At 44.3% G+C, this 14481-nt stretch carries 12 protein-coding genes; 9 read left to right on the top strand and 3 right to left on the bottom strand.

What is annotated here, in order from left to right; translation table 11 throughout:
* The first annotated feature begins 210 nt into the window (after window positions 1-210).
* A complete protein-coding gene (locus ACFVSH_RS05380; RefSeq protein ID WP_137018167.1) occupies window positions 211-1530 on the top strand; it encodes a DRTGG domain-containing protein in 1320 nt (439 codons plus the stop codon).
* A 27-nt stretch (window positions 1531-1557) separates the two neighbouring features.
* Here the strand turns inward: ACFVSH_RS05380 and ACFVSH_RS05385 are convergent, their stop codons facing one another.
* Window positions 1558-1860 carry a YtpI family protein gene (locus ACFVSH_RS05385; protein ID WP_192206051.1) on the bottom strand — a complete coding sequence of 101 codons (303 nt, stop codon included), beginning with the start codon at window positions 1858-1860 and terminating at the stop codon, window positions 1558-1560.
* Window positions 1861-2028: 168 nt separating this feature from the next.
* Between ACFVSH_RS05385 and ACFVSH_RS05390 the strand changes: the two genes are divergently transcribed.
* Complete coding sequence (locus ACFVSH_RS05390; protein WP_387705188.1) at window positions 2029-2967, top strand: DHH family phosphoesterase; 939 nt, start codon at window positions 2029-2031, stop codon at window positions 2965-2967.
* Window positions 2968-3022: 55 nt separating this feature from the next.
* Here ACFVSH_RS05390 and ytrI read toward each other — a convergent pair whose 3' ends face one another.
* Together ytrI and ytrH are read right to left on the bottom strand one after the other, a co-directional pair.
* Window positions 3023-3526, bottom strand: a complete 504-nt coding sequence (ytrI, locus tag ACFVSH_RS05395; protein WP_260285411.1) for a sporulation membrane protein YtrI — start codon at window positions 3524-3526, stop codon at window positions 3023-3025.
* Window positions 3523-3858 carry a sporulation membrane protein YtrH gene (ytrH, locus tag ACFVSH_RS05400; protein ID WP_098369973.1) on the bottom strand — a complete coding sequence of 112 codons (336 nt, stop codon included), beginning with the start codon at window positions 3856-3858 and terminating at the stop codon, window positions 3523-3525. The genes ytrI and ytrH overlap by 4 nt, the downstream gene beginning before the upstream one ends.
* A gap of 182 nt (window positions 3859-4040) precedes the next feature.
* On the opposite strand from ytrH, the gene dnaE reads away from it, so the two are divergent.
* From dnaE to pyk, 7 genes are all read left to right on the top strand, one after another.
* On the top strand, window positions 4041-7400 hold the full coding sequence (gene dnaE, locus ACFVSH_RS05405; protein ID WP_387705190.1) for a DNA polymerase III subunit alpha: 3360 nt from the start codon (window positions 4041-4043) through the stop codon (window positions 7398-7400).
* Window positions 7401-7512: 112 nt separating this feature from the next.
* Entirely contained in the window at window positions 7513-8754 is a 1242-nt protein-coding gene (gene ystJ, locus ACFVSH_RS05410) for an NADP-dependent malic enzyme (protein ID WP_192206047.1), read from the top strand.
* 5 nt (window positions 8755-8759) lie between these two features.
* On the top strand, window positions 8760-9389 hold the full coding sequence (locus ACFVSH_RS05415; RefSeq protein ID WP_260285407.1) for a FadR/GntR family transcriptional regulator: 630 nt from the start codon (window positions 8760-8762) through the stop codon (window positions 9387-9389).
* A gap of 90 nt (window positions 9390-9479) precedes the next feature.
* On the top strand, window positions 9480-10343 hold the full coding sequence (gene accD, locus ACFVSH_RS05420; RefSeq protein ID WP_260285406.1) for an acetyl-CoA carboxylase, carboxyltransferase subunit beta: 864 nt from the start codon (window positions 9480-9482) through the stop codon (window positions 10341-10343).
* Window positions 10340-11338 (top strand): acetyl-CoA carboxylase carboxyl transferase subunit alpha, encoded by a 999-nt coding sequence (gene accA, locus ACFVSH_RS05425; protein WP_098369978.1) that lies wholly within the window; start codon window positions 10340-10342, stop codon window positions 11336-11338. Before accD ends, accA begins: the two co-directional genes overlap by 4 nt.
* Window positions 11339-11616: 278 nt before the next feature.
* Complete coding sequence (gene pfkA, locus ACFVSH_RS05430; RefSeq protein WP_076364752.1) at window positions 11617-12576, top strand: 6-phosphofructokinase; 960 nt, start codon at window positions 11617-11619, stop codon at window positions 12574-12576.
* A 95-nt stretch (window positions 12577-12671) separates the two neighbouring features.
* Window positions 12672-14432 carry a pyruvate kinase gene (pyk, locus tag ACFVSH_RS05435; protein ID WP_387705192.1) on the top strand — a complete coding sequence of 587 codons (1761 nt, stop codon included), beginning with the start codon at window positions 12672-12674 and terminating at the stop codon, window positions 14430-14432.
* Window positions 14433-14481 lie beyond the last annotated feature (49 nt).

Consider the following 14481-nt stretch of genomic DNA (forward strand, 5'->3'; position numbering starts at 1 on the left):
CAGGGAGAGTCTGTTTGCAGGATCCTGGCTGTTGTTTGCATTGTTGGCGGTAGCTGGAAACTTGACGGGCATACTATATTCTCCTAAGAAACAAAAGGTAAAACGCAAGCTGGAATACAAAAGGTTGCGTCAATACTAGTAGTTGTTTGATAAACTAGGCTCTTTGACCTTATAATGGAGAATAGGAATACCGTGAAAAGGGTGAAGCGCTTGGCTACAAAGCATGAACAAATATTAAAACATATCGATGGGCTCCCTGTTGGCGAAAAGATTTCCGTCCGTCAAATTGCGAAAGCATTGAATGTTAGTGAAGGTACGGCATACCGGGCAATTAAAGAGGCGGAGAATCAGGGCTACGTGAGCTCGATTGAGCGGGTAGGCACGATCCGCATTGAGAAAAAGAAAAAAGAGAATATTGAAAAGCTCACTTTCGCAGAAGTAGTCAATATTGTTGACGGACAAGTTCTTGGTGGAAAAACGGGACTTCATAAGACATTAAATAAATTTGTCATCGGGGCGATGAAGCTGGATGCCATGATGAGATATACAGGGGCAGGAAACCTGCTGATCGTCGGGAACCGTACACAGGCCCACGAGCACGCGTTAAAAGCAGGTGCAGCAGTGCTGATCACCGGGGGATTCGATACGGAAGAGCCCGTTAAAAGGTTAGCTGATGAATTGGAGATGCCAGTCATCTCAACGAGTTACGATACGTTTACCGTCGCAACGATGATCAATCGGGCGATCTATGACCAATTGATCAAAAAGGAAATCTTGCTGGTTGAGGATATTTTGACACCAGTACAGGAAACGACCTTTTTGACTGTGGGTGACCGGGTTCAGACTTGGCATGAATTGAATCAGGAATCCGGGCATAGCCGTTTCCCTGTTGTCGATGACAATATGAAGGTTCAAGGAATGGTCACATCAAAAGATATCATCGGACAGGAAGAACTGACGCTCATTGATAAGGTGATGACGAAAAACCCGATGACCGTAGGCGATAAAATGAGTGTGGCATCTTCTGCACATATGATGGTTTGGGAAGGGATTGAATTGATCCCGGTCGTGAATGACAGTCATATCCTAAAAGGAATCGTGAGCAGGCAGGATGTGCTGAAGGCACTGCAAATGAGTCAAAGGCAGCCACAGGTCGGCGAAACGATCGACGATACGATCACAAGCCAGCTTGTGATGACTTCGAATCGTGGCAAGGGCGAGGAAGTGTATAACTATGGCGTCACTCCGCAGATGACCAATTACCTTGGGACCATTTCAAGCGGTGTGTTCACGACATTGGTCACCGACTCAGCAAACCGTGCACTTCGAAGCTATAAGCGCGGTGATTTAGTCGTGGAAAACATGACGATCTACTTCATCAAGCCAGTCCAGATCGACAGTACGCTTGAAATCCACCCGCGTGTCCTTGATGTAGGACGTAAATTCGGAAAAGTGGATGTCGAGGTGTTTAACCAAGGCAAACTTGTCGGCAAGGCGATGTTGACTTGCCAATTGCTGGACAGATCATGAAAAATAAAAAGGATAATCGAAATTCGATTATCCTTTTTGATTTGCAGCTTCTTCGATTGCATGCGGCAAATAAAATTTATACATTTTATAGCCGCCCCAAACACTGAATAGGCCTACGAAGATGAAAATGGCAGCAATGATATAAGTGATGGTCGTGTGGAACAGAAAAAGCTGATTGATTCCGAATAGTGCGACAAACGCACCAAGGGCGATGGAAGACTTCCCTGAAATCCACTTTTTCTCCATCGGCATCCTGGTTCGGACCGATTTGATTTTATAAAACAGATAGACCCCTAGTGAAAGAACGATCAAGGTGACAAGAATAGGCATCGTTTGAAATTCCCCCAATTTAACATATGTACCTTTTTATTGTAGCGGGAAATGAAAGAGAATGCCACCGTAAACAAGATGAGTCTTCCTATTTCTCCAATTTTTTGATTAAATGAAATATATCATCTTTATAAGGCTCGATAATACATATGTAAAGGGGAGATCTATATGAAAGCTGAAATATTAGCAGATATAAAGCGTTATGATACTATCATTCTCCATCGTCATGTCCGTCCAGATCCGGACGCTTATGGTTCACAGGGGGGATTGGCGGAAATCCTGAAAGCAACTTTCCCCGAAAAGCGAATTTTTACGGTCGGGAAAGAAGAACCGTCAATGAATTATTTAAGAAGGCTCGATGTGATTCCGGATGAAACATATCAAGGTGCTCTGGTCATCGTTTGTGACACCGCAAATACGGACCGGATTTGTGATGCAAGGTACACGACGGGGGATAAACTGATTAAGATCGATCATCATCCTAATGAAGATCCATATGGGGATATGCGCTGGGTCGATACATCGGCAAGTTCAACAAGTGAAATGATTTATGAATTTTACCAGTTCGGTAAAGAACAGGGCTTGAAGATGAGTGATGAAGCGGCACGCCTTCTATATGCAGGCATTGTTGGCGATACCGGCCGCTTCCTATTCCAGAATACGACTGAAAAGACATTTGCCTATGCCAGTGAATTGATTAACTATTCGTTCTCCCGCCCGCAGTTATATCAGGAGATGTATGACGTCGAGGAAAGCATAGTCCGGTTGAATGGCTATGTGCTGCAGCATTTTGAAATCCTTCCATATGGCACAGGGAAAATGATCATCACAAAAGATATACTTGAACGGTTCCAGGCTTCTACATCTGAGGCATCTCAGCTCGTTTCCTCGCTCGGTTCGATTAAAAGTGTTAAGTCATGGGTCTTTTTCATTGAAGAGGATAGAGAAATCAGAGTCCGTTTCCGTTCTAAAGGACCAATCATCAATACGATTGCCCGTAAATATAACGGAGGAGGCCACCCGCTTGCAGCAGGGGCTTCGATTCATTCTTGGGATGAAGTGGATAATATCCTTGCCGACATGGAAGAGTTGAATAAATCGGAATGAAAAAAACTTAAAGACCAAATCGGATATGATTTGGTCTTTAAATATAGTGGCATGATTAAGAAGTAGTCCTTTTTAGTTTGATTTCAATATTCATTTTCGTATAGAACATGATTTCAACGACTTCAAGTCGATAGCGCTTTTTATTGATGGTCACGATCTTATTTTCTATGGACTTCTTCAAAAGCCCCTTTCCGTCATAGACACTGGCGACATCTTTGGCAAGAAGAGAGGAAAGGTCGTCCTCGATGACATCCTCGGCTTCTGCAATACTCAGCCGATCCAGACTGTATTTTTCATTCGTAATGGTTACTTCCACTTCCTGAATCGTCAATATCTCCTCGTTTTTCTGGTTCAATTTTTTATAATCCTGCTCCCAAATTGCGATTTTCCCGTTTAAATCCGTGATAAGTTCACTTTGTTCGTGAAGGGTCCGGATCTGCTTCTCCTGCTGGACACCATGCATATAAAAGAAAATCACCCAACTGATCAATCCGCCAAGTGCAGCTCCGGCAAAGAAGCGCTGCCAGGTGGGAGACCGGTGATAGGGGGGAATCCTCATGATGAAATATGCTCCTGCGTGAACCAGTTTATGATCAGTGCTCCTGTCTGTGCTCCGCCAAGTGCAGATAGAATCAATAGGACCTGCTTGACTATATCCTTCGTTTCCCCGTGGAAAATACCGCGTTCGAAATTATAGACCATATCAAAAGTACCGCCGATTGCAGCGACAATCGCCCAAATACGGAGGCTGTCCGACAGCCGGAATACAGTCGTCATCGGGGCTTGTCCAGTAAAAAAAGCTGCGAGGCCCCCGATTATCGACCCGCCAAGCAATACGCCAAGCGATATGAAAAAGCTGTTGATGAAGGCTGGAACAAAGGCTTCATTCATATATCATCATCCTTTTTTTCTTGATATTCTTCTATTCATTTATATGGGAAGTTCAGAGGTAATATGATAGTCGTCGGAAATCATGAAGTTAAATTGCCCTGGTAATGAGAACATATTTTCTTTTTTTTGAAATAAACACTATAATGAAAAGAAACATGCCTTACAAAGGTGGGAGAAAAAACGTGTATACTCATCTCCATATTCAGAGCGGATACAGCCTGCTGACAAGTACGGTGAAGATCACTGAACTTGTGGCCAAAGCGAAAGCGGATGGCTGTACAAGCCTTGCCTTAACCGATCGAAATGTTATGTACGGTTCGGTCTATTTTTATAAAGAATGCAAGAGACAGGGCGTAAAGCCAATCATCGGCATACTTGCGGATGTCCTTGATGAACGGGATTCGCCACATGGACTTCTTTTATTGGCAAAAAGTCTACAAGGATATCAAAACCTGCTTAAAATAAGCAGTGCCATAAAAACGAAATCCCCGTCAGGTATTCCAATGAATTGGCTTAAAGCCTATTCCCGGGGCCTGATAGCAATCACTCCGGGTGCGGAGGGGCAAATAGAAACGCTATTGAGAGAAGAAAATCCACAGGAGGCCAAACAGGCAGCGGAACGATTTCTGCGAATTTTTGGTCATGATAACTTTTATGTATCCATACAGAGACTTTCGATCGCGAATGAGGAAAAAGGCAACGATGCCATAAGTCAGTTGGCGAGAGATTTAGAGATAAAGATTGTCGCGACGAATCCAGTCTATTATTTGAACGAAAGCGATGCACTCGCTCAAGAAGTCCTATTGGCAATTGGAAATGGCGACAAGCTGGCGGATGAGACGCATACGGTACTTGAATCCGATCAAGTTTATTTGAAAAGCCGGGCCCAGATGGCAGAACTATTCCATGACAGACCGGATGCACTCGAAAATACACTGCATATTGCCGCGCAATGCAATCTGGAAATTCCATTTCACCGTTCACTGCTTCCTAAGTACCCTACTGAAGATGGTGTCACAGCAGAGGAAATGCTCGAGGCCATCTGTTTCCAAGGGCTGAAGAAAAGATTGCCGGAGCCATCCATTCAATATGAAGAGCGTCTGCGATATGAATTGGATATCATCACCAAGATGAAATTCAGCGATTACTTTTTGATCGTCTGGGACTTCATGAAATTCGCCAAGGACCATCAAATCCTGACAGGTCCTGGAAGGGGGTCGGCCGCCGGATCGATGGTCGCTTATGTGCTGTCGATAACGGATGTCGATCCAATCGAACATTCCTTGCTGTTCGAGCGTTTCCTGAATCCGGAACGTGTCTCGATGCCGGATATCGACATTGACTTCCCGGATAACCGCCGTGAAGAAGTGATAGCCTATGTCGCGAAGAAGTACGGGGAACTTCATGTAGCACAAATCATTACATTCGGAACATTGGCTGCCAAGGCTGCATTAAGGGATACAGGCCGTGTTTTCGGCTTGAATTCAAAGGAACAGGAAGCGGTATCGAAAATGATTCCAGGACGCCTGGGCATAACGCTTCCCGAGGCTTACAAGGAATCTAAAAGGCTCAGGGAATTCGTTAATGAGAGTGACCTGAATCAAAAACTTTTTCAAACCGCTTTATTGCTTGAAGGGCTGCCTCGCCATGCTTCGACACATGCTGCCGGCGTCGTCATCAGCGATCAGGCACTGACCGAGCATATTCCGATCCAGGGGGGGCATGAAGGCATCCATCTGACTCAATACCCAATGGACCTTCTCGAAGAACTGGGACTTCTTAAAATGGATTTTCTTGGACTCCGCAATTTAACGCTCATCGATAATATTTTAAATAACATTAAAAAGGGATCGGGGAAAAAGCTCGACTTGTCCCATATCCCAATGGATGACCCCGAGACGCTAGCCCTTTTAGGGAGAGGCGAAACAACCGGAGTGTTTCAATTTGAATCGGATGGCATCCGAAAGGTTTTGATCAAGCTGAAACCGAATCGATTCGAGGATATCGTCGCGGTCAATGCCCTATATCGTCCAGGTCCGATGGAAAATATACCGCTGTTCATCGAGCGAAAACATGGACTGGCTCCGATTGATTACCTGCACGAGGATTTGAAGGATATCCTCGAGCCTACATACGGGGTCATCGTTTATCAAGAACAAATCATGCAAATCGCCTCCCGCTTAGCCGGGTTTTCATTAGGGGAGGCTGACCTGCTCCGTCGTGCCGTTTCGAAGAAGAAGAAGGATGTTCTGGATCAACAGCGGCTGCATTTCGTGAACGGCTCATTGAAACAAGGATACTCGGAAAAAACGGCAGATGAAATTTATTCCTTGATTGTCCGCTTCGCTAACTATGGATTCAACCGAAGCCATGCGGTGGCGTATAGTTTCATCGCTTATCAGCTGGGTTATTTGAAAACCCACTATCCGGAATATTTCATGGCAGCACTCCTGACATCGGTCGTCGGGAATGATGAAAAGATTTCGCAATATATCCGTGAAGCCAAAAAGAAAGGGATAATGGTTCTGACTCCATCGATTAACCGGAGCGTTTACCCGTTTTTACCGGAAAAGGAAGGGATCCGTTATAGCCTTGGAGCCATAAAGGGGATTGGCGGTACGGTCCTAAAAGAAATCTTTGCTGCAAGGAGGCAAAAGAAGTTCGCTGATTTATTCGATTTCTGTTTGCGCGTTTCGGGGAAAATCGTAAATAGAAAAGTATTGGAGGCGCTTGTGCATTCAGGTGCATTTGATGAATTCGGTGAAGACCGGGCAACATTGTTGGCGAGCCTGGACGTAGCGATCAATCATATGGAATTGGTTAATCCGGATGATGACCTATTCGATATGTTTTCGGATGGCGAGTTTTCACTCAAACCGAAATACAACCGAGTCGAGCCTATCCCTATCGAGCACAAACTCTCCTTGGAAAAAAGCGCATTGGGGCTTTATCTATCGAATCATCCGGTGACAAGCTACAGAGAACTTTTTCAGCACTTCGGCTGTTTGACCATAGATGAAGCCACCAATAAAAAGGAATCAAAAGTCTTGCTTGGCGCATACATCACGTCGGTTAAAACCATAAGGACAAAAAAGGGCGATGTGATGGCTTTCTTGAGCGTTAGTGATGAAGAAGGGGATATTGAAGCGGTCGTTTTTCCAAATGTTTATAAAAATCACTCTGCCGACTTGAATCACGGACAACTCGTCATGCTGCAAGGAACATTGGAAGAGCGGGATGGAAAAACACAGCTCCTGATCAGGAACGTATACCCGCTTGAAAAAGTGAAGCAGATGAAAGAGGAAAAAAACGGAACGATATTCCTGAAAATCGAGGCCGGCAAGCAAACGAAGGATACCCTGCAAAAAATAAAAAAAATTTTAATGCAGCATAGCGGTGAAACGAAGGTCATGCTTTTTTACGAGAGGGAAAACCGCTATGTACAGCTATCTTATTGGGATTGGGTCAATCCTACAGATAGACTGATGCAGGCATTATTTGACTTGGTGGGAAAAGGAAATGTGGTTTACAAGAAAGAATAACTGTTTTACAACTTTAATAGTTATGTTATATTGAAAACAGGCCGCTGTGGTCTGACCACTAGATTTCAGCATATAAGATATGGGATACCCAATTTGGTTTAGGAGTGAAACTATGACATTGAGAGAAGAAGCATTACATATGCACCGCTTGAATCAAGGAAAATTAGAAACAGTTTCGAAAGTACCGGTAAGGAATGCAGTAGATTTAAGCCTGGCTTATTCTCCTGGTGTCGCAGAACCGTGTAAAGATATTTACGATAAACCGGATACCGTTTATGACTATACAATGAAGGGGAATACTGTTGCTGTTATTTCCGATGGAACGGCTGTATTGGGACTTGGAAACATCGGTCCGGAAGCTGCCATGCCGGTTATGGAAGGTAAAGCCGTTCTATTTAAAAGTTTCGCTGGAGTGGACGCTTTCCCAATCTGTTTAAAAACGACGGATGTGGACAAAATTGTAGAGACCGTTAAGTTACTCGAACCGACATTCGGTGGAGTGAACTTAGAGGACATAGCCGCACCGAATTGTTTTGAAATTGAAGAACGACTAAAGAAAGAAATGAATATTCCTGTTTTTCATGATGATCAGCACGGTACAGCCATTGTTACTGTTGCCGGTCTTGTGAACGCGTTACGACTAGTGAATAAATCAATGTCAGAAATTAAAGTGGTAGCGAATGGGGCAGGCGCTGCGGGCATTGCCATCATTAAATTGCTTTATAGCTATGGGGTTCGTGACATCATCATGTGTGATACGAAGGGTGCCATTTATGAGGGCCGTTCGACAGGGATGAATGATACGAAAGAACAAGTGGCGAAAGTGACCAATCGAAATAGGGTTTCAGGACCTTTGGAAACTGTCATTCAAAACGCTGATGTATTTATAGGTGTTTCTGCTGCAGGTGCATTGACAAAAGAAATGGTTTCTTCGATGAACCGGGATGCGATCATTTTCGCGATGGCCAATCCAGATCCGGAAATCATGCCGGAAGAAGCAAAAGCGGCAGGTGCCAAGGTTGTTGGAACAGGCCGTTCGGATTTCCCGAATCAGGTCAATAACGTCCTTGCATTCCCAGGGATTTTCCGTGGTGCCCTAGATGCACGTGCGACTCATATCAATGAAAAAATGAAGGTTGCTGCAGTACAAGCCATTGCCGGTTTAATACAGGAACATGAGATAAACGAAGACTACGTCATACCTGCTCCATTTGATGAGAGGGTAGCACCTGCCGTCGCTGCTGCTGTAGCCAAGGCAGCAATGGAAACGGGAGTAGCTAGGATTAATGTAGATCCAGAGGAAATTAAAGAAAAAACAAAGAAATTAGCGATCATTGGAAAAAGTGAGGAATAATTAATTTGTCAGGTCGTACTTCTTCATCCAAAATTTATCTCGATGTCGTTGAGAGCCTACGTACCATGATTGAAGCGGACAGCCTCTTGCCGGGAGATAAAATCCCATCAGAACGGGAGTTATCGGATCGTTTTAATGTTGGCCGTTCCTCTGTCCGTGAAGCATTGCGTGCCTTAGAACTATTAGGGTTAATAGAAACAAGGCGCGGTGAAGGGACGTTTATCAGGGATTTCCAGGAGCATAAGCTAGTCGAGCTTCTGGGAACCTTTTTTTTGCAAGATAAAAAAGTACAAGAAGATTTGTCTGAGACGAAAAGGCTGATTGAAATTGACTGTTTGCGGATCGTCGCTTTTTTCGCTACGGCTGATGAAATCAAAAGATTAATGGTCTGGGTCAAAGCGGATGAGTTTCATGATGATGATTTCTTTTTAAGAATTGCCATTTTGAATCGCAATCGATTGCTGGAAAGAATTTGGCGCATTGTCAACAGCTATGCCAGAACATCAGAGATGGTACAGGGTAATGTGAAAAAAGAAGATTATCTGGCACTTCTTACATATTTGCTCGAACGTGATGAAGAAAAAGCCATCGAAACGTATCTTATTAGAATTAGAAATATGTCGAAGGACGAGTGACACCTTTTTACACAATACTAATTTTATTTCTGATATAGTTTGTACCAAGTATCATAAAATAGATAATTGGTGGTAAAGGGAGGATTAAGCTTGCTTAAAGAGCTATTTGCGAAGTCTAAGAAGAAATATGCAACGGTTCCTTTAGATCGTGAGAAACAAGATGTACCGGAAGGAATCATGACAAAGTGCACCGGCTGTAAAAAAATCATGTATACAAAAGAATTGGTGAAAAACAAGAAAGTCTGTCTGCATTGCGGGTACCATCATCCGATGTCTTCCCATGAGCGCATCGAATTTTTATTCGACGCAGGCACTTTTAATGAATTTGATAAAGAAATGATTTCGGTTAACCCGCTTGAATTTCCAGATTACTTAGAGAAGCTGGAAAAAGATAGAAAGAAAGCCAAGATTAATGAGGCGGTTGTCACGGGAGTGGGAAGCATCAATGGGTACCAAGTTTCCACGGCCATCATGGATTCAAATTTCCGGATGGGAAGCATGGGATCCGTTGTTGGGGAAAAAATCACCCGTGCCATTGAACGTGCAGGTGAATTGAAGATTCCGTTCATCATATTTACGGCATCAGGCGGCGCTCGGATGCAGGAGGGTGTTTTAAGCTTGATGCAGATGGCGAAGACCAGTGCTGCACTGAAGATATTCAGCAATGAAGGCGGACTGATCATATCAATGATGACCCATCCTACCACAGGCGGGGTTTCGGCAAGTTTCGCGTCACTTGGCGATATTAATCTAGCCGAGCCAGGAGCCCTTATTGGATTTGCGGGACGAAGAATCATTGAACAGACGATCCATGAAGAGCTTCCTGAAGATTTCCAAACGGCTGAATTCTTGATGAAGCACGGCCAATTGGATGCGGTCGTCAAACGTACGGAAATGAAGGAAACCTTGACGACGATCCTTAAAATCCATGCCCCGGGCGGTGAATGGTTATGATTTACGAATTAGAATTCGAGCGTCCAATTACGGACCTCAGAAATAAAATTAAAGAACTAAAAGCCATTTCGAAGGACGCTGATGTAGACCTGACAGCCGAAATCGAAACATTGGAAAAGCGTCTAGAGAAGCTGGAAGTGGATATATATAACCATCTTAAACCGTGGGATCGCGTTCAGATCGCCCGCCATCCAGCCCGTCCGACGACGCTTGATTACATTCCGCTATTATTCAATGACTTCATCGAGTTTCATGGTGATCGTTATTATGGGGATGATGAAGCGATTGTAGCTGGAATTGCAGAATTTGATGGACTTGCCGTGACTGTCATCGGTCATCAGCGAGGTAAAGATACGAAGGAAAACATCCGTCGTAACTTTGGCATGCCTCACCCTGAAGGCTATCGAAAAGCTTTACGTCTGATGAAACAGGCGGAAAAATTCAACCGCCCGATTATTTGTTTCATTGATACGAAGGGAGCTTTCCCTGGTAAAGCTGCTGAAGAGCGCGGGCAAAGTGAAGCCATTGCGAAAAACCTTTTCGAAATGGCGGGGCTGAAGGTGCCTGTCATCAGTATTGTCATCGGTGAAGGCGGTAGCGGCGGTGCATTGGCACTTGGCGTCGGGGACCGAATTTTCATGCTTGAGAACTCAACATATTCGGTGATTTCCCCTGAAGGGGCTGCAGCCTTGCTGTGGAAGGATGCCTCTCAGGCTAAGAGGGCTGCGGAATCGATGAAAATCACTGCTCCCGATTTAAACCGCTTAGGAGTCATCGATGAGATCATTCCTGAAGTGAGGGGCGGCGCCCATCGGGATTCAAATTTACAGGCAGAAGCCATCAAGGATATCCTGAAACGTTCATTCAATGAACTTCTGCCATTGAATAGTGATGATCTTATCAACCAGCGTTATATGAAATTCAAGAAAATCGGTGAATATGAATTTGCAAAACAGCCTGAGGGAGAGCCTAAGGAAGTTGAACAGCATTCATAAACACATTTACAAAAGGGAAAACGTGCTGCCTGGGGCAACACGTTTTTTCATCCTTTCATGGGCATATATGTATTCATTACAGAAACGTGTAAAGAATATGGTTTGTGTGTAGAATGTAAACTTTTGCGCCATTTTACTTCAATTTCTGATGAGAATCGGTTAGGCTTATAACATCAAGTGAGCATAAGTGTAACAGTTACTGCTTATTGAGGCTTGAAAAAGGGTACAATGATATAACGAGGCTAAAAATTGATTAGTGCTGTAGAGAGGTGACATTTATGAAGAGAATAGGTGTATTGACAAGTGGAGGAGATTCTCCTGGCATGAATGCGGCAGTCCGAGCGGTTGTCCGAAAAGCAATTTTTCATGAAATTGAGGTCTTCGGAATTTATCATGGCTATCAGGGACTGATAAATGGAAATATAAAGAAGCTTGAACTTGGGTCGGTCGGGGATATCATTCATCGAGGCGGCACGATGTTACATACGGCTCGCTGTCCGGAATTTAAGACGGAGGAAGGCCAGCTAAAAGCGATTGAACAATTGAATAAACTTGGTATCGAGGGCATTGTCATCATTGGCGGCGATGGTTCATACCGCGGAGCGAAAGCTTTAACGGAAAGGGGCTTCCCATGTATCGGGGTTCCTGGAACGATTGATAATGACATACCGGGTACGGACTTCACGATTGGTTTCGATACGGCCCTTAATACAGTCATCGATGCTATCGATAAAATTCGGGATACGGCCACTTCACATGAAAGGACTTATGTCGTAGAAGTGATGGGAAGAGATGCCGGCGATATTGCGCTTTGGGCTGGATTGGCTGGCGGAGCCGAAACGATTCTTTGTCCTGAATATGAATATGATATAGAAGATCTGATTGGGAAGCTGAACCGCGGACATGACCGTGGGAAAAAGCATAGTATCATCATTGTAGCTGAAGGTGTTGGAAGTGCCGTTGATATCTCTAGGAAAATTGAGGAAAAGGCTGGGTTTGAAACCCGTGTAACAGTCTTGGGCCATGTTCAGCGCGGAGGATCTCCTTCGGCAAATGACCGTGTATTGGCAAGCAGGCTTGGAGCAAAAGCCGTTGAACTGCTTCTTGAAGGAAAAGGAGGCAGGGCTGTCGGGATAGAACAAAATCAACTCGTTGATTATGATATCATCGAAGCTCTTGCTAAACCGCATACTATTGATAAGAAAATGTATGAATTATCTGCTGAGCTATCCATTTAATCATTATGGGTCGGTAGGAATGTTTAAAGAAGACATAATACACTGCGCCCCTGTCAGTGGACAGGCGGCAGTTTTCCTTAAAGGAGGATGAAAACATGCGTAAAACCAAGATTGTTTGTACGATTGGCCCCGCAAGTGAAAGTATAGAAAAGCTGGTTCAATTAATAGAGGCGGGGATGAATGTAGCACGGCTTAACTTTTCTCATGGAAATCATGAAGAACATGCCGCTAGAATACGCAATATTAGAGAAGCGAGCGAAAAGGCGGGTAAACAGGTTGCCATACTGTTGGATACAAAAGGACCTGAAATAAGGACAAATAATATGGAAAATGACTCCATGGAGCTTATAGCCGGCAATGAAATCATTATTTCCATGAATGAAGTCCTGGGAACACCTGAAAAATTCTCCATTACCTATGAAGGGCTTCTGCATGATGTCCACCCAGGATCTAAAATCCTTTTGGATGATGGATTGATTGGGCTTGAAGTGTTGAAGATAGATAAAGTAAGAAAAGAAATCCATACCAAAATCTTGAATAGCGGTACACTTAAGAACAAAAAAGGCGTGAATGTTCCTGGAGTTTCGGTTAACCTGCCTGGCATAACGGAGAAAGATGAACAGGATATCCTTTTTGGGATCGAACAGGGTATTGACTTCATTGCTGCCTCATTTGTACGCAGGGCTTCCGATGTGCTTGAAGTAAGTGAATTATTGCAGCAAAATGGAGCGGAACATATTCAAATCATCCCTAAGATCGAAAATCAAGAGGGCGTGGACCGTCTTGATGAAATCTTGGAAGTTTCAGATGGCTTGATGGTAGCGCGGGGAGATTTGGGAGTGGAAATTCCCGCAGAAGAAGTGCCATTAGTCCAAAAACAGATGATCAAAAAATGTAATAATGCTGGGAAACCAGTCATAACGGCTACACAAATGCTCGATTCGATGCAGCGTAATCCAAGGCCGACCCGTGCAGAAGCAAGTGACGTCGCCAATGCCATATTTGATGGAACGGATGCAATCATGCTTTCTGGCGAAACAGCTGCTGGGACTTATCCTGTGGAAGCGGTGCAAACGATGCATAACATTGCTTCACGTGCTGAAACTGCCCTTGATTATCGGGATATATTATCAATCAGAAGCAAAGTGAACCGCCATAATGTTACTGATGCTATTGGTCAATCCGTTGCCCACACCGCGCTTAATCTTAATGCAGGGGCAATCATCACCCCTACAGAAAGCGGTCATACGGCAAGGATGATTTCCAAATACCGCCCTAAAGCACCGATCATTGCGGTTACATCCAATGATCATGTTTCAAGACGGCTTGCATTGGCTTGGGGAGTCTATCCGCAGATTGGTCCAAAAGCGACAACTACCGATGAAATGCTTCAAACCGCAATAGATGAAAGCTTGCATTCCGGCTTAGTTTCCCACGGGGATTTAGTCGTCATTACAGCCGGTGTGCCTGTAGGTGAAACAGGTACGACTAACTTGATGAAAATTCATGTGTTAGGAGAGGTCCTTTTGAAGGCTCAAGGAATCGGCAGGAAATCAGCGAAAGGTGAAGTGGTTGTAGCTAAGAATGCCAAGGAAGCTTTGGAAAAAGTGACGGAAGGCTCTGTATTGGTTACGATCGGTTCGGACCGTGAAATGATGCCGGCGATAGAAAAGTGTGCGGCATTGATTACGGAAGAAGGCGGTTTGACAAGCCATGCAGCTGTTGTAGGAGTTACATTGGGCATACCGGTCATCGTTGGGGCAGAGGACGCGACCAAGGTTTTCAAGGATGGTCAAAGAATAACAGTCGATGCAGGTCGCGGAGTCATTTACGATGGGCATGCCAACGTTTTGTAAAACGAAATTTTGGCTGATTCCGTGCAAATGAGGTAAGATGGATGTACCG

The sequence above is a fragment of the Peribacillus sp. NPDC058002 genome (genome assembly GCF_042886655.1).
Taxonomy (GTDB): Bacteria; Bacillota; Bacilli; order Bacillales; family DSM-1321; genus Peribacillus; species Peribacillus aracenensis.